This window comes from Methylobacterium brachiatum, assembly GCF_020523825.1.
Taxonomy (GTDB): Bacteria; Pseudomonadota; Alphaproteobacteria; order Rhizobiales; family Beijerinckiaceae; genus Methylobacterium; species Methylobacterium brachiatum.
The window spans coordinates 1-20,552 of sequence record NZ_JAJALK010000012.1; the positions used below are offsets into that span (position 1 = coordinate 1).

The 20,552-nt window shown below is 70.7% G+C and carries 17 protein-coding genes and 1 pseudogene; 6 read left to right on the plus strand and 12 right to left on the minus strand.

The features are described 5' to 3' along the window. The 8 genes and pseudogenes from LGR69_RS22650 to LGR69_RS22685 form a co-directional block, all read right to left on the minus strand. A pseudogene (locus tag LGR69_RS22650) lies at nt 1-617 on the minus strand (IS630 family transposase); the annotation flags it as partial. Between the two features lie 185 nt (nt 618-802). Next, on the minus strand, nt 803-1,288 hold the full coding sequence (locus tag LGR69_RS22655; RefSeq protein ID WP_193375362.1) for a F0F1 ATP synthase subunit B family protein: 486 nt from the start codon (nt 1,286-1,288) through the stop codon (nt 803-805). Nucleotides 1,289-1,303: 15 nt separating this feature from the next. Beyond that, nucleotides 1,304-1,882, minus strand: a complete 579-nt coding sequence (locus LGR69_RS22660; protein WP_007566768.1) for a F0F1 ATP synthase subunit B family protein — start codon at nt 1,880-1,882, stop codon at nt 1,304-1,306. A 150-nt stretch (nt 1,883-2,032) separates the two neighbouring features. Beyond that, the gene (locus LGR69_RS22665; RefSeq protein WP_007566773.1) at nt 2,033-2,260 is read right to left on the minus strand and encodes a F0F1 ATP synthase subunit C; all 228 of its coding nucleotides are present in this window, start codon (nt 2,258-2,260) and stop codon (nt 2,033-2,035) included. Nucleotides 2,261-2,367: 107 nt separating this feature from the next. Beyond that, a complete protein-coding gene (locus LGR69_RS22670; RefSeq protein WP_007566775.1) occupies nt 2,368-3,123 on the minus strand; it encodes a F0F1 ATP synthase subunit A in 756 nt (251 codons plus the stop codon). 73 nt (nt 3,124-3,196) lie between these two features. Further along, on the minus strand, nt 3,197-3,571 hold the full coding sequence (locus LGR69_RS22675) for an AtpZ/AtpI family protein (protein WP_230367420.1): 375 nt from the start codon (nt 3,569-3,571) through the stop codon (nt 3,197-3,199). Between the two features lie 188 nt (nt 3,572-3,759). Further along, nucleotides 3,760-4,404: a DsbA family protein gene (locus LGR69_RS22680; RefSeq protein WP_007566782.1), complete on the minus strand. Its 645-nt coding sequence runs from the start codon at nt 4,402-4,404 to the stop codon at nt 3,760-3,762. A gap of 114 nt (nt 4,405-4,518) precedes the next feature. Beyond that, nucleotides 4,519-5,001 carry a DUF721 domain-containing protein gene (locus LGR69_RS22685; RefSeq protein ID WP_230367421.1) on the minus strand — a complete coding sequence of 161 codons (483 nt, stop codon included), beginning with the start codon at nt 4,999-5,001 and terminating at the stop codon, nt 4,519-4,521. 131 nt (nt 5,002-5,132) lie between these two features. Here LGR69_RS22685 and mutY point away from each other — a divergent pair, with 131 nt between their 5' ends. After that, a complete protein-coding gene (mutY, locus tag LGR69_RS22690) occupies nt 5,133-6,473 on the plus strand; it encodes an A/G-specific adenine glycosylase (RefSeq protein WP_230367422.1) in 1,341 nt (446 codons plus the stop codon). A gap of 137 nt (nt 6,474-6,610) precedes the next feature. Here mutY and LGR69_RS22695 read toward each other — a convergent pair whose 3' ends face one another. Next, nucleotides 6,611-7,801 (minus strand): site-specific DNA-methyltransferase, encoded by a 1,191-nt coding sequence (locus LGR69_RS22695; RefSeq protein WP_279884749.1) that lies wholly within the window; start codon nt 7,799-7,801, stop codon nt 6,611-6,613. Nucleotides 7,802-8,372: 571 nt separating this feature from the next. Between LGR69_RS22695 and LGR69_RS22700 the strand changes: the two genes are divergently transcribed. The 5 genes from LGR69_RS22700 to LGR69_RS22720 all read left to right on the plus strand — a co-directional run bounded on the left by LGR69_RS22700 (nt 8,373) and on the right by LGR69_RS22720 (nt 12,976). Further along, on the plus strand, nt 8,373-8,723 hold the full coding sequence (locus tag LGR69_RS22700) for a septal ring lytic transglycosylase RlpA family protein (protein ID WP_007566791.1): 351 nt from the start codon (nt 8,373-8,375) through the stop codon (nt 8,721-8,723). A 174-nt stretch (nt 8,724-8,897) separates the two neighbouring features. Beyond that, nucleotides 8,898-9,212: a polyhydroxyalkanoic acid system family protein gene (locus LGR69_RS22705; protein ID WP_039903737.1), complete on the plus strand. Its 315-nt coding sequence runs from the start codon at nt 8,898-8,900 to the stop codon at nt 9,210-9,212. A gap of 79 nt (nt 9,213-9,291) precedes the next feature. Continuing rightward, a complete protein-coding gene (locus LGR69_RS22710) occupies nt 9,292-9,528 on the plus strand; it encodes a hypothetical protein (protein ID WP_122162777.1) in 237 nt (78 codons plus the stop codon). Nucleotides 9,529-9,582: 54 nt separating this feature from the next. Continuing rightward, entirely contained in the window at nt 9,583-11,382 is a 1,800-nt protein-coding gene (locus LGR69_RS22715; RefSeq protein ID WP_230367423.1) for an ATP-binding cassette domain-containing protein, read from the plus strand. 103 nt (nt 11,383-11,485) lie between these two features. After that, a complete protein-coding gene (locus LGR69_RS22720; protein ID WP_230367424.1) occupies nt 11,486-12,976 on the plus strand; it encodes a carboxypeptidase M32 in 1,491 nt (496 codons plus the stop codon). Nucleotides 12,977-13,317: 341 nt separating this feature from the next. On the opposite strand, the gene LGR69_RS22725 is transcribed toward LGR69_RS22720, so the two are convergent. The 3 genes from LGR69_RS22725 to LGR69_RS22735 form a co-directional block, all read right to left on the minus strand. Beyond that, a complete protein-coding gene (locus LGR69_RS22725) occupies nt 13,318-16,794 on the minus strand; it encodes a YhaN family protein (protein ID WP_230367425.1) in 3,477 nt (1,158 codons plus the stop codon). A 10-nt stretch (nt 16,795-16,804) separates the two neighbouring features. Beyond that, nucleotides 16,805-18,043: a metallophosphoesterase family protein gene (locus LGR69_RS22730; RefSeq protein ID WP_230367426.1), complete on the minus strand. Its 1,239-nt coding sequence runs from the start codon at nt 18,041-18,043 to the stop codon at nt 16,805-16,807. 235 nt (nt 18,044-18,278) lie between these two features. After that, nucleotides 18,279-20,318 (minus strand): YgiQ family radical SAM protein, encoded by a 2,040-nt coding sequence (locus LGR69_RS22735; RefSeq protein WP_230367427.1) that lies wholly within the window; start codon nt 20,316-20,318, stop codon nt 18,279-18,281. Nucleotides 20,319-20,552: the final 234 nt, after the last annotated feature.

Genomic DNA, 20,552 nt, shown 5'->3' on the forward strand with positions numbered 1-20,552 from the left:
GCGGTTGATCGGTCCGTCCAGCACGAACGGCGCGGCAATCCCGGACAGGCGCAGGCCCGCCACCAGGGTGGTGGTCTTCCAATGGCCGTGCGGCACGGGCGAGCGCAACCGCTCTCCGCGCGGTGCGCGCCCGCGGGTGCGGGCCATGTTGGTCGCCGTCCAGGTCTCGTCGAGGAACACGAGGCGGCTGGGATCAAGGTCGGGCTGGCTCTCAAACCACGCCTCGCGGGCAGCCTTCACGTCCGGGCGATCCTGCTCGGTCGCGTGAGCTGTCTTTTTTTGTACGTCAGGCCGCGGGCGTCGAGGAAGCTCCACAGGGTCCCCAGCCCGACCGTGAGCGCGTGTTCCTCCAACAGGCGGACCCGCATCTCCTCCAGGGTGATGTCGTCCCGCTCGGCGATCAGACGGCGCAGGAACGCCTCGTGCGGGTCGAGCTTGGAGCCGCGTGCCCGCCCTTGTGGTCGGGCCGCCACCGTCCCGGTCGTGGCCAGTGCCGTCATCCAGCGGACCGCCGTTGCGGCACCGACTCCGAAGCGCTTGGCCGCCTGCCGGCGCGAAGTCGAGCCTGCCGCATCCACGACACGCTCACGCAGATCCTGGCTGTAGGGTCGGCCCATGCTCTGCTCCTCATCTGGAGTGCGCAATGAATCAGCCCAACAGCCCCGCGTGAACCCCAGGCATCCGACTCAGCCCAAACCGAAAGTGCTCTAGCCCGCGTCGATGTCCCGATCGTCGACCGGGAGCACCCATAAAAAAAGCCGCCCGAAGGCGGCTTATGGTCGGTGTTTCCGCTCCCGGACGATCAGGACCGGAGGCGGGTCCGGACCTCGCCGAGGCTGGCGCGGATCAGGCCCTGGGCAGCATCGCCTTGCAGCCGCTCGCGCAGGATCGTCTCGGACACCTTCACGGCGGCGTCGGCAGCGGCCGCGCGAACCTGGGCCTCGGCCTGGACTTCGGCCTGGGCGATCTTGGTCTCGGCGGCCTTGGTACGGCGAGCCAGGAAGTCGTCGAGCTTGCGGTGGCCCTCCTCGGCGGCGCGCTTGGCCTCCTCGCGGGCGCTGGCGATGATCGCCTCTGCTTCCTTCTCGGCCTCGGCGCGACGGCGCTTGTAGTCGGCCAGCACGGTGGCGGCCTCCTCGCGCAGGCGCTTGGCCTCGTCGAGTTCGTGACGGACGCGGTTGGCGCGACCGTCGAGGCCCTTGGTCATCGCCGAGAAGGCACCCGCCTTCCAGGCGATACCCATGAAGATGAAGAACGCGACGGCGACCCAGAATTCGGCTTCGAGCAGCATCGTGGGTTCCCGTTAATGTGCGGTGGCGTCGAGAGCGCGGTCGAGCGTCGCCGAATCGGGCGCCTGGCCCGTCAGGCGCTCGACGATGGCCGACGCGGCCTCGCCGGCGATGCTGCGGACGTTGCCCATCGCGGCCTCGGTCCGGGCGCGGATCGTCGCCTCGGCAGTGGCGAGCTTCGCGTTCAGCTCCGTCTCGAGCGCCTTGCGCTTGGCGTCGGCCTCGGCGGCCAGCTCGTTCCGGGTGGTCTGGGCGATGTCGCGGGCCTTGCCCTGGGCATCGCGCAGGGCGGTCTCGTAGGCGATGCCGGCAGCGTCGGCCTCGGCCTTCATCGCCTGGGCCTGATCGAGATCGGCGCGCAGGCGCTCGGCGCGGGCATGCAGGATCGCCTGGATCCGCGGCAGCGCGACCTTGTCCATCAGGTAGTAGAGGAGACCGAAGGCCAGCGCGAGCCAGATCAGCTGCGACAGGAATCCGGAGGTCTCGAAGGGCGGGAAGGCGCCGCTATGCGCTTCGGCATGCTCGACATGGCCGGGCACGAGCTGCGTGTCGGCGCCCGGGGGCGGCGTGGTGAGGGGATTCGGCTGCGCCATGAGACCGCTACACTGACACCGTTCGCTTGGGTCACCGCCGACGCGGTGACGGAAGAAGGTGGACGCCTCGTTCGCGAAGCGCCCACCTGGTGGTCGGGCGGTGAGAGCCCGGTGGAGGCCGCGTCGCCCGCGGCCCCCGGAGCGCGTCGATCAGACGGCGAAGAGCAGCAGCAGCGCGATGAGCAGCGAGAAGATGCCCAGCGCCTCGGTCAGGGCGAAGCCCAGGAGCAGGGTGGCGCGCTGGCCGTCGGCCGCGGAGGGGTTGCGAAGGGCGCCGGCGAGGAACTGACCGAACAGGTTGCCGAGGCCGATGCCCGCACCCGCCATGCCGAGGCAGGCGAGGCCGGCGCCGATGTACTTCGCAGCGACGGGATCCATGATAACTCCTGAGGTCTCTTCAGATCGAAACGTGCGGTGACGTTCGCGGCGGGTGGAGCCGGCCAAACGGGGAGGCCGGGGTGAAGCTGAGCGGCCGGGGCGTGAGCCTAGTGGCCGGGGTGGAGCGCGTCGTTGAGGTAGATCGCCGTCAGCGTCGCGAAGACGTAGGCCTGAAGCGCCGCAACGAGGAACTCGAGAGCGGTGAGCGCGATCGTCAGGAACAGCGGAAGCGGCGATAGCACGCTCCAGGCACCTGCGAGAAGAAGCTGGACCACGAAGAACGCGAAGATCTTCATCGCGATGTGGCCGGCGAGCACGTTGGCGAACAGACGCACCGACAGGCTGATCGGCCGGGAGATGAACGAGATGATCTCGATCGGCACCAGGATCGCCAGGAGCGGCTTCGGCACGCCCGACGGCACGAACAGGCCGAAGAAGTGGGTGCCGTGCTTCATCACGCCGTAGATCACCACGACCGAGATCACCAGGGCGGCGAGGCCGAAGGTGATGATCAGGTGGCTGGTCACCGCGAAGGCGTAGGGGATCATGCCGAACAGGTTCAGGATCAGCACGAACATGAACAGCGAGAAGACCAGCGGCATGAACCGCTTGCCGCCGTCGCCGGTGGCCTGGTGCAGCGTATCCGCGATGAATTCGTAGAAGATCTCGGCCAGAGACTGCATCCGCCCCGGCACAACCGAGCGCGAGGCCGTCGCCACCACGGTGATCAGCGCGATCACCCCGACGGCGGCGAACATGTACAGAGCGGATTGTGTGAAGGCGAGTTGCTGATGGCCGATATGGCCCAGCGATACGAGCGGCTTCAGCTCGAACTGATGGATCGGGTCGATCGTGACCGCCATTCCCGCTTCCGCCCCTCTTGATCCGGCGCATCGACAGCGTCGATCGCCTCAAACCTCTATCGACCGGCGTGCCTTATGGCTCTTGCCCGTCGCCTCGTCCGGGACGCGTGCCGGCAAAACCTGACACCCGCATCACGTTGTAGATCCCCGCCACGAACCCCAGCATCAGGAGGACGATCAGGCCCCAGGGTTTCGTCCCGAAGACATGATCGACGATCCAGCCGAGTATGCCCCCCGCGATCACGCCCGCGACGAACTCCGTGGAGATCGTCATGGCCTGGCCAAGCGAGGAGGGCCCGGCAGCCCGAGGCCGCAAGGAAGGATCGGGAGCGGCTTGCGGACGCTTCCGTTCGATCTGCGTCTCGAGACGTCTGAGCCTCGCGGAGAGTTCGCTGTCCGTCGGCGTTCCCTCGGTCCCGTTCCCGTCCCTGGAATCGTCGCCGTTCACGGCTGAAACTCACAGGGCGGGAGGATCTGAAACCGGCTGGACGCCCCCATCAAGCGGGCGCACCATAGTTTCGCCTATCTTGGGTGTCAAGGCGACGCCGATACAGAGCAAGTCGTTGATTTTGATCTGCTTTTCCGGTTTTTGGGCCAGCGTGGCAGCGGTGCTTCGCGCAACGTGCCACAGACACATCAGGCGCCCAGGATCGGCTTGATCACCTTCTCCATGCCGTCGATCGTCATCTCGCCGGTGTAGCGCTCGCCGTTGATGAAGAAGGTCGGCGTCGAATCCACCTTGAGAACGTCCAGCCCGCGCTGCTTCACGGCGTTGACCGCGCCGTAGACCTTCTGGTCCTTCAGGCAGGCCTCGAACGTGTCCTTGGTGTAGCCGGCCTGCCGGAGCATCTGCTCCAGGGCATCGACCGGCTTCGGCGTGAAGGCCCAGGCCGGCTGCTGGTCGAACAGCAGGTCGGTGATCGGGTAATACTTAGCATCGCCCTGGCAGCGCGCCAGCATGAAGGCGGCGGTGGCCAGCGGGTCGAGCGGGAATTCGCGCAGGGTGAAGCGCACCTTGCCGGTATCGATGTAGCGCTCCTTGAGCACCGGCCAGGTGGTGCGGTGGAAGGCGGCGCAGTGCGAGCAGGTCATCGAGGCGTATTCGATGATCGTGCACTTGGCGTCCGCCGGACCGAGCCAGACATCCCCGAGCGGGCCGGGCTGCATCAAGGCCGCCAGGTCGGCGTTCTGGGCCCAGGCCGAGCGCGCCAGGTAGGGGAGGGCGAGGCCGGCGCCGAGCGCGAGGCCGGTGAACTTGAGAGCGTCGCGTCGCGTGGTCATGGGCAGGCTCCGCCGAATTCGTCGGTCTTGGCGTCTTAGGCTTGGCGTCCCGGTTCGGGTACTCGGGCGCGGCTGTCCTGGCAAGGCGACGCAATCGCCACCGAAACCTGATGCTTAGCGCTCCGGCCGAGTCGCCACGGCCGCGATCCCGAGCCGGTCCAGGGCGGCACGCAGGCCGTCATCGTCGATCGCCGCCACCGCGCGCTTGACCTCGACGGCCCGGGACGGATCGATGCCGGTGCGCGGCGCCGGCCGGCCGCCGCGGCCGACCCGGTCCTGCTGCAGCACGATGCGCGAGACGCAGGCCCAACCGTAATGCGCGTTGATGCGCTGGATCACCACCGGCGCCAGATGCTGGAGCTCGATGGCGAAAACGCCCTCGACCCGGACCACCAGCGTCCCGGATTCCGGTGCGTCGGAATCCTTGCGGCGACGCTTGGGCCATTCGAGTTTCGAGGGCCGGCAGTAGCGGGCCAGCCGCTCGCCCACGATCTCCGGCCAGGCGGCCAGGATGTCGGTCGACGCGAAGCCCTGCGCCGCGAAGGCCGGCCCGATGCAGCTCTCAATCAGCTCGGCCAACGGTTTGACGCGCGCCATGGTGCTTCGGGCCTCGCCATCCTTCACGTGAGTCGCACGAGGTTAGCGCAGCTTCGTTGACGAAGGGAGCACGAGCCCGGCGTTTCGCGGCCCTATGATCGTCCGGCCCCGCCTTGTATGCAGCCTCGCCCATGCCGCCCTGCCCAGCCCCGGATCCCGGGTCCGCCCCCGGACCCCGCGCCGACGACCTGCTCGCCTGGTACGACCGGCACCGGCGGGTCCTGCCCTGGCGCGCGCTCGCCGGCATAACGCCCGATCCGTACCGGGTCTGGCTCTCGGAGGTGATGCTGCAGCAGACCACGATCGCAGCGGTGCGACCGTATTTCGAGCGTTTCCTGGCCCGGTTCCCGGACGTCAGCGCGCTGGCCGAGGCCCCCGAGGAAGCGGTGATGTCGGCCTGGGCCGGGCTCGGCTACTATTCCCGGGCGCGCAACCTCCATGCCTGCGCGAAGGCGGTGGCGGCTGCGGGCCGCTTCCCCGACACGGCCGAGGGCCTGCGCAAGCTTCCGGGCATCGGCGCCTACACGGCCGGGGCGATCGCCGCGATCGCGTTCGAGCGGGCGGAGGCCGCGGTCGACGGCAATGTCGAGCGGGTTCTGAGCCGAGTCTTCGCCGTGGAGGCGCCGCTGCCCGGCAGCCGCCCGGAGATCCGCCGGCTGACCCAGGCCCTGGTGCCGCATGACCGGCCCGGCGACTTCGCGCAGGCGCTCATGGATCTCGGCGCGACGATCTGCACGCCCAAACGCCCCGCCTGCGCCCTCTGCCCCTGGATGCTGCCCTGCCAGGCGCGGGCGCGCGGCACGCAGGACACGTTCCCGCGCAAGATCAAGGTCGCCAAGGGGGCGCTGCGCCGCGGGGCGGCCTTCGTGGCGATCCGCAGCGGCGACGAGGCGGTCCTGCTGCGGACCCGCCCGCCGGAGGGGCTGCTGGGAAACATGGCGGAGCCGCCGGGCAGTGCCTGGGAGCCGGATTACGACGTCGCGGCGGCCCTGCTGGATGCGCCGATCGACGCCCGCTGGAAGCGCCTGCCGGGGCTCGTCCGCCACGGCTTCACGCATTTCCCGCTAGAGCTGACCGTGTTCTCGGCGCGGGTCGCGCTCTCGACCCCGACGCCGCCCGGCATGCGCTTCACCCCGCGCACCGCTTTGGACGAGGAGCCGCTGCCCGGCCTGATGCGCAAGGTGCTGGCCCACGCCTTCGACCCGAAGCCGGAGCCCGAGAAGAAGCCGCGCGGTCGCCCGAAGAAGGAGCCGCCGGCGATGCCGCTACTCGCGGCCATGGAGGCGCCGATCTCGATGGAAGATCCGGAGCCGCGCCCGAGCGTGCGCGCGGTGCCCAAGCCCCGGCCCAAGCCGGCACCCGAGCCGCCGCCGGAGATGGACGATTTCCTGGATGCCGAGCCGGAGGCGCCCGTCGCGCCGCCACGCGCCCGGCCGACGCCGCGCCGACCGGGCGCCGCGCGACGTCGCTAGCTCTGAGGGACCAGGTTCCCAAAGGGCGAGCCCTTTGGTGGGGTTCGGGGCAAGGCCCCGAGGCCTTTGCAGGGCTCTGCCCTGCACCCGCCAAAGGGCGAGCCCTTTGGGATCTCGTGACCAGCAGGGAGAACGGCTCAGCCGTTCGCCATCGCCTGGCGCAGTCCGGCCCGGTAGCTGTCGATGACAACCGGCTTGCCGGAGCGCTCGACGTGCCAGAAGGTCCAGCCGTTGCAGGCCGGGAGCCCCTGGACCAGGGCACCGATCTTGTGGATCGAGCCGATGACCAGGCCGTTGTCGAGCTGGCCGTCCGGACGCACCGTGGCGCGGAACCGGCGGCGCTCGTCGGTGACGATCTCGCCGGGGCGGATATGCCCGGCCTCGATCACCGAGAGGAACGGCACCCGCGGCTCGGCCCGCTTGGTCGGCGCCACCATGAGGGCGGCCTTCGACAGCGGCTGGACGGCGGCGATCCGCTCCATCGCGGCCTTCGCGTAGGTGGCCTCGCGCTCGATGCCGATGAACCGCCGGCCGAGGCGCTTGGCGACTGCGCCGGTGGTGCCGGTGCCGAAGAACGGATCGAGCACCACGTCGCCGGGATTGGTCGCCGCCATCAGGGTGCGGGCGAGCAGGGCTTCGGGCTTCTGGGTCGGGTGGACCTTGTGGCCCTCCGCATCCTTCAGCCGCTCCTCGCCGGTGCAGAGCGGGATGAACCAGTCCGAGCGCATCTGGAGGTCTTCGTTGCCTCCCTTCAGCGCGTCGTAATGGAAGGTGTAGCCCTTCGACTCCGCCGAGCGCGAGGCCCAGATCAGGGTCTCGTGGGCGTTGGTGAAGCGCTTGCCGCGGAAGTTCGGCATCGGGTTGGCCTTGCGCCACACGATGTCGTTGAGGATCCAGTAACCGAGATCCTGCAACGCGCTCCCGACCCGGAAGATGTTGTGGTACGACCCGATCACCCAGAGGGTCGCGTTCGGCTTCATGACGCGCCGGCAGGCGGCGAGCCAGTCCCGCGTGAAGGCGTCGTAGGCCTCGAAGGTCGCGAACTTGTCCCAGTCGTCGTCGACCGCGTCGACACGGCTCTGGTCCGGACGCAGCAGGCCGGCTTCGCCGAGCTGCAGGTTGTAGGGCGGATCGGCGAAGACGCAGTCGACGCTGGAAGCCGGCAGCGCGTTCATGGCCGAGATGCAATCCCCGACCAACACTTGGTCGAGGGGGAGGGGACGCTGGGTGGGTACGAGACCCATCCGTGGCGCCGACGCGGGCCGCCCGGCACGCGAGACCTGTTTCCGGGCGACGGCGTCGGCAGCCACGGTACGCGGGGAAGCCATGGCAAACACCGGTTACGCGACTGACCGGCAGACCATGCGTCGGATACGGTAAAGGTCGCGTTGTCGAAATTGCCCGGCTGCCGTCCCGTTCTGGGGCTGCAGTTTTTGCCGAGAGCGTCCCGCCCAGTCCTTCCACAGATCAAGCGCCTATTGTGCGGCGCATCGAGCCCGCCCGTCTTATGCCGCGACGCGGCTGATCAGACCGCGCACCGTCCGAGAGCCGCCATTCCTGTGGTCCGTGCCGGCACGACTGATTTCGGGTTTCGTCGGCGCCCGCATCCAGCTCAGTGGGACGCAGGGTCACACTCAACGCAGGGCTTAGGAATTTAGGCCGATCCAAGGATCGCTGCACATGACAGTTGTGTGACGCGGCGATTACCTAAGGGGACTGTCGGTCTTACAAATCGTAACACAGTCAGAAATAAACTGAAATAGAACGCACTGTAATCCACATGACCAGGCAGAACCCGGCTAAAATGTGACGTCAACCGATCCGAAAACCCCGCCATATTCCGGCCCGTTTCTCGAACGACTGGCGCCGCCCCGGAAACAACAAGGGAATGCGGGAAGAATGACATCTGGTTTCGGTAAGTTCGTGGCCACCGTTGGAATGCTCTCAGCCTTCGTCGGAACGACCCTCCCGGCTGCCGCCCAGAGCGGCGCGGCCTCCTGGTACGGGAGCGGCTCTCGCACCGCGAACGGCGAGCGTTTCAACCCCAACGGACTGACCGCTGCCCATCGCAGCCTGCCGTTCGGAACCCGGGTCCGCGTCGAGAACCGCCGGACCGGTCGCTCGGTGGTGGTGCGGATCAACGACCGCGGCCCCTTCGTGCGTGGCCGCATCATCGATCTCTCGAGGGGCTCGGCCCGCGCGCTCGGCATGGGCGGCACGAGCTACGTCTCGCTTCAAGTCCTGAACTGAGGACCCGGCGCCACCTGCGCCCGATCGCCGATGGAGGATCGGGATCCGATCCGGCTGCGCGCGCCTTGACGGCGCCCGGATCGGACCGATCCTGAAGCCGAGCGGCCTCCCGACGTTGCCTGCGGCGTCGGGAGGCCCCATGTGCTGTGGGAGCAGCCCGGATCCAGCCGCCCCATGCCCAAGCCCCTGATCGTCGATATCCCGCATGACCTCGGCCGCGACGAGGCCAAGCGGCGCCTCGAACACGGCACCGACCAAGCGCGGGCCTTCCTGGCCAAGAGCGGCGTCACCATCGACCAGCTCGCCTGGACCGGCGACCGCCTCGATTTCGGCGTCTCGGCCATGACCCAGAAGATCGGCGGCACGATCGATGTCGGCCCCGAGAGCGTGCGCCTCGAGGTGAAGCTGCCGTTCCTGCTCGCCCTGTTCGCCGAGAAGATCCAGAAGGTGGCGAGCAAGGAAGGCAATCTCCTGCTCACCAAGAAGTAGCGCGCCGGAACCCCAGCCGCAGGCCTTCGTTGCCGCCCGAACGGTGCGGGACAGCACCGCGGGCCCTCTGGAGGACAAGATGCCGGACTTCACCCTCGCCGATCCGAGCCAAGTGCCGGAAGTTCCGCCCCAGCCCATGCCGGCGCCCGAGACCCCGTACGATCCGCCGCAGGCGCCGACGCAGCCGCCCGGTCCCGAGATCCCCGGCAACACCCCGGCCGAGACGCCGGGCATCCAACCGCCGGAAATCCCGGTCAACGATCCCGGCCCGCCGGAGATCAGCCCGCCCACCGGGCCGGCCAACCCGATCGCCTGAGCGCCGGGAGCGGCCCGGTTTGAACCGGAGGCCCGGCACTGCCATAAGCCCGGCATGGCCGCTCCCCCTCTACTGACCCTCCAGGACGTCGCGCTCACCTTCGGCGGCACGCCGCTGATCAACCGCGCCGACCTGACCATCTCCCCCGGCGAGCGGACCTGCCTCGTCGGGCGGAACGGCTCGGGCAAGTCGACCCTGATGAAGATCGCCGCCGGCCTGGTCGAGCCGGACAAGGGGCGGCTGTTCGTCCAGCCCGGCACCACGATCCGCTACCTGGCGCAGGAGCCGGACTTTTCGGGGTTCTCAACCACCCTCGATTTCGTCGAGGCCGGATTGCCGCCGGGCGAATCCGCCCATCGCGCCCGATACCTGCTCGAAAGCCTCGGCATGACCGGGGCGGAGGATCCGAAGCAGCTCTCCGGCGGCGAGGGGCGGCGCGCGGCGCTCGCCCAGGCGCTGGCCCCCGAGCCCGACGTGCTGCTCCTCGACGAGCCGACCAACCATCTCGACCTACCGGCGATCGAGTGGCTCGAAGCGGAGTTGCGCGGAACCCGCGCCGCGATGGTTCTGATCAGCCACGACCGGCGGTTTCTCTCCGCGTTGTCGCGGGCCACGATCTGGCTGGACCGCGGCGAAACGCGACGGATTGAACAGGGATTCTCCAACTTCGAGGCCTGGCGCGACGCATTCTTTGAAGAGGAGGAGCGCGACCAGCACAAGCTCGACCGCAAGATCGCCGCCGAGGAGCACTGGCTGCGCTACGGCGTCACCGCACGCCGCAAGCGAAACGTCCGCCGCCTCGGCAACTTGCACGAGCTGCGCCAGAACCGCCGCGACGTCCGTCGCCCGGTGGGCAGCGTCAGCATGAACGCCTCCGAGGCCGAATCCTCCGGGAGCCTCGTGGTCGAGGCCCGGGACATTTCCAAGGCCTACGGCGACCGGACCATCGTCGACGGCCTGTCCCTGCGGGTGATGCGCGGCGACCGGCTGGGCATCGTCGGGGCCAACGGCGCCGGCAAGTCGACCCTGATCAACCTGCTGATGGGCCGGCTCGCCCCCGATTCCGGCCAGGTCGTGCTCGGCACCAACCTGATGCCGGTTGTGCTCGACCAGGCCCGGGCGACGCTGGAGCCCGGGATGACCGTCACAGAAGTGCTCACCGGCGGCCGGGGCGACAGCGTCACGGTGAACGGCCAGAGCCGCCACGTCATCGGCTATCTCAAGGACTTCCTGTTCACCCCCGAGCAGGCCCGGACCCCGGTCTCGGTGCTGTCCGGCGGCGAGCGCAACCGCCTGCTGATCGCCCGCGCGCTGGCGCAACCCGCCAACCTGCTGGTGCTCGACGAGCCGACCAACGATCTCGATCTCGAGACCCTCGACCTGCTCCAGGAGATGCTCGGCGACTACCAAGGCACCCTGATCCTGGTGAGCCACGACCGCGACTTCCTCGACCGTGTGGCCGGCAGCGTGTTGGTCTCGGAAGGGTCGGGCCGCTGGGTCGAGTATGCCGGCGGCTACAGCGACATGCTGGTCCAGCGCGGGCAGGGGGTCGAGGCGCGCACGGTCGCGCCCACGAAGAAGGAACCGCGCGAGCGCACGGCTCCGGCCGCCCAGCCGGCCGGAAAGCCGAAGCTCGGCTTCAAGGACCAGCACGAGCTGAAGACGCTCCCGGCCCGCATCGCCAAGCTGGAGGCGGCGATCGCCCAGCTGAAGGCGATCCTGGCGGATGCCGACCTCTACGCCCGCGACCCGGCCCGGTTCGACAAGGCCACCGCCATGCTGGCCCAGGCCGAGACCGAGCTGTCGCAGGCGGAGGACCGGTGGCTGGAGCTGGAGATGCTGCAGGCGGGGTGATACCGACCCGCGGCACAAACCAGGGATACTGTCTTATCGAGCCTCGGCGGGCACAGTCTCGCGGGGCCGCAACGATCGCGAACCGACCGGAACGGATGATCGCATGACCGCCTACCAGACCCTCGAACAGCGCTTCTCCCGCCTCGCGGCCCTGGAAGGCGCGGCCGGGATCCTCGGTTGGGACGCGCAGACGCTGATGCCGGACGGGGCCGCGGAGGCGCGGGGCGACCAGCTGGCGATCCTGCGCGGGCTGGCCCACGAGATCCTGACCGCGCCCGAGACGCAGGACGAGCTCGCCGCCGCCGAGCAGCAGGGCGGCCTGGATGCCTGGAATGCAGCCAACCTGCGGGAGATGCGGCGCGCCCAGGCCCATGCCGGCGCGGTGCCCCGGGACCTCGTGGAGGCGAGCTCCCGGGCCGTGTCCCGGTCCGAGATGGTCTGGCGCGAGGCGCGGCGGGATTCCGATTTCGCCCGGCTGGCGCCGTATCTCGCCGAGGTGCTGCGGCTCCAGCGGGAGATCGGGCAGGCCAAGGGCGCGGCGCTCGGGCTCGACCCCTACGATGCCCTGCTCGACAGCTACGATCCGGGCATGCGCCGGGCGGTGATCGACCCGCTGTTTACCGACCTCACGAGCTGGCTGCCGGACCTGATCGCCCGCGCCCGGGAGATCCAGTCCTCGCGCCCGGCGCCGCTGCCCCTGGAGGGGCCGTTCGACACGGGCACGCAGCGCGCGCTCGGCCTCAAGCTGATGACCGCGCTCGGCTTCGATTTCGCCCGCGGCCGCCTCGATATCAGCCTGCACCCGTTCTGCGGCGGCGCCACCGACGACGTGCGCATCACCACCCGCTACGACGAGGCCGATTTCGGCCGCGCCCTGATGGGCGTGCTGCACGAGACCGGCCACGCCCTCTACGAGCAGGGCCGCCCCGCCGCCTGGCGGCATCAGCCCGTGGGCGCCGCCCGGGGCATGAGCCTGCACGAGAGCCAGTCGCTCATCGTCGAGATGCAGGCCTGCCGCAGCCGGGAGTTCTTCACCTACCTGGCGCCGCTGCTGCGCGAGGCGTTCGGCCGCTCCGGGCCGGAATGGTCGCCGGAGAACCTGCACGCCCTGAACACGCAGGTCCGGCCGGGCTTCATCCGGGTCGATGCCGACGAGGCGACCTACCCGGCCCATATCCTGCTGCGCTACCGGCTGGAGACCGCGATGATCGCGGGCGACCTCGCGGTCGCCGACCTGCCCGGCGCCTTCAACGACGGGTTGCGCGACCTCCTCGGCCTCACCGTGCCGGAGGACCGCCTCGGGTGCCTGCAGGACATCCACTGGCCGAGCGGCGCCTTCGGCTACTTCCCGACCTACACGCTGGGCGCGCTCGCCGCGGCCCAGCTGTTCCGTGCGGCCCGCGCCGCCGAGCCGGCCCTGCCGGGCTGCCTCGCCGCGGGCGATTTCGCCCCGCTGCGCACATGGCTGCGCGCCAACGTCCACGAGGTCGGCAGCCTGCTCGGGACGGATGATCTGCTGGTCCGGGCAACGGGCGCGCCCCTGGGGACGGCGGCGTTCCGGGCGCATCTGGAGGGGCGGTATCTGGGGGGGTGAGGGGTCCATTACGGCAGGGGCTGGAACCCGACGAGCACCTCCTCCGCAAAGGCAGCGCGCCTTCCTTCAGCGAAGCGGGGTACTCATGGGGCGAAACGTTCCTGCTGCGGCAATTGAGGGTTCACAAACCGAACGATCACTCGCCTCGTCATCCCGGGGCCACGCAGTGGAGCCCGGGATCCAGAACCACCGACGGTTGAAGGACTTGCACGGTCGGCGGTTCTGGATTCCGGGCTCGCCTGCAGCGCCCCGGAATGACGGAGAAGTTTATCCGCCGCCGTCGCGGCAGCTGTAGCGGAGCGCGGTGAGGGATGGCCGCGCCCTTCCGTCAGAACCGCCCCCTACAGCTCCAGCACATCCACCGCATCGCCCAACCGATCCCGGGCGATCTCGGCGACGTGGCGGTGGTGGGTGAACAGGATCGGCTGGACGCTGGCACCGATCTCCGCGAGCGCGTCGAGGCCGTACCCGGTTCGCGCTTCGTCAAACGTTGAAAACAGATCGTCGCCGATGAACGGGGCGGGCTCGGCGCGGCCGGCGTAATCCTCCAGATAGGCCAGGCGCAGGGCGAGATAGAGCTGGTCGCGGGTGCCCTCGCTGAGCGCCTCGATCCCGACCAGCCCCCCGCCTGCGCGCTGGCCGGCGAGCTTGGGCGTGTCGGCCTCGTCGTAGGTCTGGGCGAGCCCGGTGAAGGCGCCGCCGGTGAGGGCCCGGAACAGGGCGCCGGCCCGGGCCACCAGAGGGTCCTGTTGGCCGGCCCGGTGCCGGGCCACCGCCTGGCCGAGCATCAGGCCGGCGAGCCGCAGCACCGCCCAGGAGCGGGACGCCGCCTGGAGGTCGGCTTCCGCCGCCTTGCGCTCGGCGGCGGCCAGCTCGGCGCCGCTGCCGCCTTCGAGCTCCGCCCGGCGCCTCTCGGCCCGGTCGCGGTCGGCGAAGATGACCTGGCCGCGCTCGGCCTGCTCCTCGGCCTCCATGGCGAGCCGGGCCAGTTCCGCCTCCACGGCCTCCGGGGGGAGGGCGTCGAGGCCGGCGCGGATCTCGGATTCGGGCAGGCCGTCGGCGGCGCCTGCGAGGCTGCCGCGCAGCCGCAGGCGCTCGGCCCGAAGCATCTCCCGGGCGTTCAGCCGGCCGAACACCTCCGCGATGGCAGGGGTCGGCGCCTCGGCCAGATCCGGCATGGTTTCGGCGACCTGGCGGGTCAGGTCCGATCGGGCGGCGTCGCGCAGGCCGAGGGCGTGGCGCAGGGCCGTGTCCGCTTCCTCGAAGCGCCGGTCCAGCTCGGCGCGGCGGGCCTCCCGGGCCTGGGCGGTGACCAGGCGGGCATGCAGGGTGCGGATCGCGCCGGTGGGCGGCGTATCGGCGAGGTCCGGTGCGAGGGCTTCGACCAGGGCAGCCGCTTTGGTCTGAAAGGCGTCCATGTCGCGCCGGAGCCCCGCCGCCCGGCGCTGCAGGGCGGCGCGCTCGGCGAGCCGGTCCGGCACCGTGCGCCAGGCTTCCAGCGCGCCCTCAGCCTCCTCGGGGCGGGCGGTGGCGGGCAGGCCGAGGGGCCTCAGCGCCTCCGCCCAGTCCGCCTGCCAGGCGGCGCGGCGCGACCCGGTCTCGGCCAGCGCGGCCTGCAGCTTCTCCGCGGTCGCGGCGGCGGCGCGGAGCCGGCCGCCGGTCTCGAGATTGGCCTCCCAGCGGCTCGCGAGCGTCGCGACCCGGGCCTCGAGCCGTTCGAGCGCCTGGCCGATATCGCCGTCCGGGGCCGGATCGAGCCCGGCCCGGGTGAACAGGTCGGCGAGCGGCGCCCGGGCGGATTCGATCCGGGTCTGCAGATGGTCCCGCTCGATCCGCTGCTCGGCCAGACGCTGCTCGGCCTCGATCAGGTTCTCGGTCTCGGCAAGCCAGGCCGCCATCTCGGCCGGGGGGCCGGGGACGAGGCCGGCGGGCTGCCAGGCCTCGCGCCAGGCGGCCTCGCCCTCGGCGATCTCGTCCGCGATCCCGGCGAGCACCCGTTCGGCTGCCGCCAGCGCCGCATCCTCGGCGGCGAGGCGGTCGAGATCGGCCGCGTGGGCTGCGACCCGCGCGGCGTCGGCGGCGCGCTCGTCGGCGAGGCGGTCCGCCTCGAACAGGGCGCGCTCGTAGGCGGCGAGCGTGCCGGGCTCTGTGGTCCGGCCGGCCGCGAGCGCGTCGCGCAGGGGCGCGAAGGCGGCGTCGCGCGCGGCCCGCACGGATTCGAGCCGCTCCTGGGTGGCGATCGGCCGGCCGGCCTCGCGCTCACGCAGGCGGGTCCGGGTGGCGTCCGCCTGGGCTCGCGCCGCGTCCCGGCGGTCGGTGGCGCGCTCCTGCTCGCGCCGCTTGCCGTCGAGCAGGGTGCGGTAGCGCGCGATCGTGTCGGCGCTGGGCAGGGGCATGCGGGCCAGCGCGGCGGTGTCGGCCACCGGCGGCGACAGACGCGCCGCCTGGTTGCGCAGCAGGGCCGTCTCCCGCCGGATCGCGGTGTCCAGCGCCTCGTGGGCGGCGAGGCGCTCGTGCAGCTTGGCAAGCGGCTTCAGGGCCTCGCGCAACGGCGTCGGATCGTGGGTGGCGCCGGCCGCCTCGACCTCCCGGGCCAGGCGGTCGCGCTCGGCCCTGGCGGCCGCAGCGTCGCGCGCCAGCTGCTCCTCCGCGGCGGCGAGCGTCCTGCCGTCGCGGATCAGTCGCTCGACCCGGGCGCGGGCGGCGTCGGTGGGCTGGCTGGCTTCCAGGGACGCGAGATCCGGGGCGCCGATCCGGGCGCGCAGGCGCTCCAGGTCGAGCCCGACCTTGTGGGCGTCGCCCTCGATCCGGGGCAGGTCGGTGCCGCCCTTCTCGAACTCCTTGGTGCCGCTGAATGCCGTCAGGATCTCCTCGGCCCGCAGGATCAGCGCCGGCTCCACCGGCACCGACTCGGCCTCGCCCCGCGCCCGGGCGAGGGCGGCGTCGGCGCGCGCCGCCTCGGCCTCGGCCTCACGGCAGCGTTCGAGGGCGGCGCCCAAGCGCTCGATCCAGGCGGAATCCGCCTCGGCGAGGCCGGCATCCGCGGCGATCCGGTGGTCCAGCGCGTCGATCTCGGCGACGATCGGCCGGGCGCGCTTCAGGCGCTCCAGCCGGGCGCGCTCGGTGGCCACGCGCTCGCGCTCGGCCCGCAGCGCATCGAGCTGCTGGGCGGCGGCCGCGATCTCGTCGTTCAGCGCGCGCCAGTCGCCGGCGCGCAGGCCCTTCTCGCGGATCGCCTTGCGGGCGGTCTCGTGCCGCTCCAGCGCCTGGTAGAAGGTCCGGTGCTTGGCCTGGCGAGGCGCGAAGATGCCCTCGGCCTCCGCGTCGAGGGCGGCTTGCAGCTCCGTGAGGCCGCGCAAGCCCGACCCAGCTGCGAACAGGCTGGCGCCGACCTCGCCCTCGACATCGACCATCTCGCGCCCGCCGGCCCGCAGGCTGCCGGCATCGAGGCCGAAGGCGCGGCAGAACACGGTGCGGGAAATGCCGCCGAGGAACGGCGCCAGGGCGTCGTCGGGCAGCGGCGCCTCGGCGGCGTCGATCAGCGTCCGGGTGTTGCCCTTGCGGCGGCGGAAGGCCAGGCGGCGCCCGTCGGCGGCCTCGACCTCGGCGCCGAGGCGCAGGAGCGGCATGTCGTGCAGGAAGGCGTAGCGGGTGGTCTTCTCGAAGCCGAACAGCAGGTCCGTGACCGCCGCGAGCGCCGTGCTCTTGCCGGCCTCGTTGGCGCCCAGCACCACGTGCAGGCGGGCATCGGGCCGGAAGGTCACGGTCCGATCGGTGAAGGCGCCGTAGCGCTCCAAAGCGAGGCGGATCAGCCGCATTGTGCGCGCCTCAGCAATGCCGGCCGCCGAGGCGGCCCAGGATCAGCGCCTCGGCCTCGGCACAGAGCGCGTCGAACTCGGCCTCCAGATCGGCCTCCGCGGCGGCGGATGCCGGCATGCGGGCGCCAATCTCGGCGAGCGCCGCCTTGGCCCGACTGCGGAAATCCGGGTCGCGGTCGAGATCGGCGAGCAGGGCCGCCGGGTCGATCGCCGCCCCGGAGGCCTCGACCGGAGCGCGGGGCCTCCGGGTCTCGATCTTCAGGCGCTCCAGCCAGATATCCTCGTGCAGCCGGTGGGCGGCGGCCTGGATCTCGGCGGTGACGTTGTCTCTGTCGGCCGAGAGCGCGTCATGGGCCGGGGTCGTGCCGGCCAGATGCACCCGCACCAGCACGAGGCGCTGCGCCGCCACCTCCGCCAGGGGCCGCAGGGCGGTCTCCACATCCTCGAGGGCGGCGCTTGTGTCGGCGGCCTCGCTCAGGTCGACGGTGACCTGCTCGAAGCGGGCCCGGTCGAGGGGGAAGCGGCTGACCCCGGTCACCCGCCCGTCTGCGACCTCCACCAGGACCGCGCCCTTCGCGCCGCATTCGCGCACGCTCCGGCCCTGGATGTTGCCGGGGAACACGATCCAGGGATCCTGGGACAGTTCCGCATATTCGTGGATGTGGCCGAGCGCCCAGTAATCGTAGCCCCGCGCGGTGAGGTCGGCCACCGAGCAGGGGGCGTAGGTCTCATGCGCCGCGTGGCCCGTGCAGGAGGTGTGCAGCACGCCGAGGTTGAACCAGCCGGGCAGGGCGGCCGGGTAGGTCAGCGACAGGTTCTCCTCCACGGCCCGGGCCTGGAAGCTCCGGCCGTGCACGGCGACCCGCAGGGATTCGAGGCGCAGCGTTTCGGCGCGGCTCGCGGAGAAGACATGCACCGAGGGCGGCAGGGTGATCGAGCGGGTGATCACGCTCTCGGCGTCGTGGTTGCCGCGCACCAGGATCGTCGGGATGCCGGCCCGGTCGAGGCGCGCCACCTGGCGGGCGAAGAACAGCCCGATCGTGTTGTCGGCCCAGTCGCCGTCATAGATGTCCCCGGCCACGACCACGAAGGCGACCCGCCGCTCGATCGCCTGGGTGACGAGATCCTCGAAGGCCTGCCGCCCCGCGGTGGCGAGCCGGCGGGCCAGCTCCGCGTCGCGGGTGGCGAGGCCCGAGAGCGGGCTGCCGAGATGCAGGTCCGCCGCATGGATGAAGCTGAAGCCCGACATCGGCCCCCGGTGAGCAATCGGTGAGCCGGGGTCTTAGGCCGCCGGGGCGTGCGGCCTCAAGCGGCGACGGCGCATCGCTGCACAGGCGCGGGGCGCGTGCGACGGCCTCAGGACCGGAACTCGATCAGCATGGCCCTGGCGGCGTCCGAGAAAGTCGCTTCCTGCGTGTCCACGTCGGGGCATGGCACCCCGAAGCCTGCCCGTCGCACGTCCGGCTGCGAGGCGCGCCCGACTGTCACTTCCGCAGCGGCACGCCCTTCGTGGTGAAACGCGGCGCGCCCGGATGGCGCATGGGGCGCGACTGGCTTCCGGACTTGCCCGCGCCGGCACCGGTTCCCGGGGGCTGCGAGAGCGGAACGAGCTGGTCCGGCCTCGGCCCGATGAGATCCGCGCGGCCCATCGCCCGCAGCGCCTCGCGCAACAGGGGCCAGTTCTCGGGATCGTGGTAGCGCAGGAACGCCTTGTGCAGCCGGCGCTGCCGCATCCCCTTGATCGCGTCGACCGGCTCGCTGCCGCCGCGCCGCACGCCCTGCAACGGGTTGATCTCGGTGTGGTACATGGTCGTGGCGGTCGCCATGGGCGAGGGCAGGAACGTCTGGACCTGGTCGGCGCGATAGTCGTTCTTCTTGAGCCACAGGGCGAGGTTCATCATGTCCTCGTCGGTCGTGCCCGGATGCGCCGCGATGAAATACGGGATCAGGTAGTATTTCTTGCCGGCCTGCTTGGCGGCGGCGTCGAACATCTCCTTGAAGCGGTCATACGTGCCGATTCCCGGCTTCATCATCAGGTCGAGGGGGCCGCGCTCGGTGTGCTCGGGCGCGATCTTGAGACGGCCGCCGACGTGATGGGTCACGAGCTCCTTGACGTATTCGGGGCTCCGGACCGCGAGGTCGTAGCGCACGCCGGAGGCGACCATAACCTTCTTGACGCCCTTCACCTCACGGACCTTGCGATAGAGCCGGATCAGGTCGTCGTGCGAGGTGTTCAGGTTCGGGCAAATATCCGGGAAGACGCAGGACGGCAGCCGGCACGCCGCCTCGATCTTCGGGTCCTTGCAGGCCATCCGGTACATGTTCGCCGTCGGGCCGCCGACATCGGAGATCACGCCCGTGAAGCCCGGGGTCTTGTCGCGGATCTTCTCGATCTCGCGCAGGATCGAGCCCTCCGAGCGGTTCTGGATGACACGGCCCTCGTGCTCGGTGATGGAGCAGAAGGTGCAGCCGCCGAAGCAGCCGCGCATGATCGTCACCGAGAACTTGATCATGTCCCAGGCGGGGATCTTCGCGTCGCCGTAGGACGGATGGGGGGCGCGGGCGTAGGGCAGGTCGTAGACCGCATCCATCTCCTCGCTGGAGAGCGGGATCGGCGGCGGGTTCAGCCACAGGTCGCGGTCGCCGTGGCGCTGGACGAGGGGGCGGGCGTTGCCGGGATTGGCCTCCCGGTGCAGCACCCGCGAGGCGCGGGCATAGGCCTCCTTGTCGTCCTTGACCTGCTCGTAGGCGGGGAGCCGGATCACGGTCTCGCCGGGACGACGGGAAGCGGCCTCGTCGGTCGAATCGAGATCGTCGGCGGGCAGTTCGGTGTAATGCGCGGGCACGCGGCGGAACAGGGCGACGCCTCGGACGGAGTCGAGATCGTGCGGGGCCTCGCCGGCCGCGAGGCGGTTCGCCACCTCGACGACGGCGCGCTCGGCATTGCCGTAGATGAGCAGATCGGCCTTCGCGTCCGCCAGGATGGAGCGGCGCACCTTGTCGGACCAGTAATCGTAGTGGGCGATGCGGCGCAGCGAGGCCTCGATGCCGCCGAGGATGATCGGCACGTCCTTGTAGGCCTCGCGGCAGCGCTGCGTGTAGACGATGGTCGAGCGGTCCGGCCGCCGGCCGCCTTCGCCGCCCGCCGTGTAGGCGTCGTCGTGCCGGAGGCGACGGTCCGCCGTGTAGCGGTTCACCATCGAATCGAGATTGCCGCCGGTGACGCCGAAGAACAGCGTCGGCCTGCCAAGCGCCTTGAACGGCTCCGCCGATTGCCAGTCGGGCTGCGCAATGATGCCGACCCGGAATCCCTGCGCTTCGAGCAACCGGCCGATGATGGCCATGCCGAAGCTCGGATGATCGACATAGGCGTCGCCGGTCACCAGGACGACGTCGCAGGCGTCCCACCCGAGCGCGTCCATCTCGGCGCGGCTCATGGGCAGGAATGGCGCCGCCTTCCTGGCAAGCGGCGCCTTGCAGGCGAGGGTCGCCAGGGATCGGCTCGCGGAGGCTTGGAGGTCCATGGGGTCGGTGCATAGACCGCCGAGGCCGCGAGCTCAACGAAGCGCGAGGGGATCGGGTGCTGCAACCTCCTCAAAGCGCCGGAAACCGGCGTTCAATTTGCGCTCGAAATGGCATGCGGGTGCGAGCCGGGAAGCAGGTCGTTCTCTGCCAGCGAGCTTTTGTCTCACCCCGGCATCTGCTCAACGTCCGTTCCTAGACGTCGGGACGGACGCTCGAACGGCCAGGCTGCGACC

Excerpts from the sequence above, each read along its gene's own strand:
- LGR69_RS22660 (WP_007566768.1), bottom strand. The coding sequence starts at position 1,882 with ATGGCGCAGCCGAATCCCCTCACCACGCCGCCCCCGGGCGCCGACACG.
- LGR69_RS22665 (WP_007566773.1), bottom strand. The coding sequence starts at position 2,260 with ATGGATCCCGTCGCTGCGAAGTACATCGGCGCCGGCCTCGCCTGCCTC.
- LGR69_RS22670 (WP_007566775.1), bottom strand. The coding sequence starts at position 3,123 with ATGGCGGTCACGATCGACCCGATCCATCAGTTCGAGCTGAAGCCGCTC.
- LGR69_RS22680 (WP_007566782.1), bottom strand. The coding sequence starts at position 4,404 with ATGACCACGCGACGCGACGCTCTCAAGTTCACCGGCCTCGCGCTCGGC.
- LGR69_RS22685 (WP_230367421.1), bottom strand. The coding sequence starts at position 5,001 with ATGGCGCGCGTCAAACCGTTGGCCGAGCTGATTGAGAGCTGCATCGGG.
- mutY (WP_230367422.1), top strand. The coding sequence starts at position 5,133 with ATGCCGCCCTGCCCAGCCCCGGATCCCGGGTCCGCCCCCGGACCCCGC.
- LGR69_RS22695 (WP_279884749.1), bottom strand. The coding sequence starts at position 7,801 with ATGGCTTCCCCGCGTACCGTGGCTGCCGACGCCGTCGCCCGGAAACAG.
- LGR69_RS22700 (WP_007566791.1), top strand. The coding sequence starts at position 8,373 with ATGACATCTGGTTTCGGTAAGTTCGTGGCCACCGTTGGAATGCTCTCA.
- LGR69_RS22705 (WP_039903737.1), top strand. The coding sequence starts at position 8,898 with ATGCCCAAGCCCCTGATCGTCGATATCCCGCATGACCTCGGCCGCGAC.
- LGR69_RS22710 (WP_122162777.1), top strand. The coding sequence starts at position 9,292 with ATGCCGGACTTCACCCTCGCCGATCCGAGCCAAGTGCCGGAAGTTCCG.
- LGR69_RS22715 (WP_230367423.1), top strand. The coding sequence starts at position 9,583 with ATGGCCGCTCCCCCTCTACTGACCCTCCAGGACGTCGCGCTCACCTTC.
- LGR69_RS22720 (WP_230367424.1), top strand. The coding sequence starts at position 11,486 with ATGACCGCCTACCAGACCCTCGAACAGCGCTTCTCCCGCCTCGCGGCC.
- LGR69_RS22725 (WP_230367425.1), bottom strand. The coding sequence starts at position 16,794 with ATGCGGCTGATCCGCCTCGCTTTGGAGCGCTACGGCGCCTTCACCGAT.
- LGR69_RS22730 (WP_230367426.1), bottom strand. The coding sequence starts at position 18,043 with ATGTCGGGCTTCAGCTTCATCCATGCGGCGGACCTGCATCTCGGCAGC.
- LGR69_RS22735 (WP_230367427.1), bottom strand. The coding sequence starts at position 20,318 with ATGGACCTCCAAGCCTCCGCGAGCCGATCCCTGGCGACCCTCGCCTGC.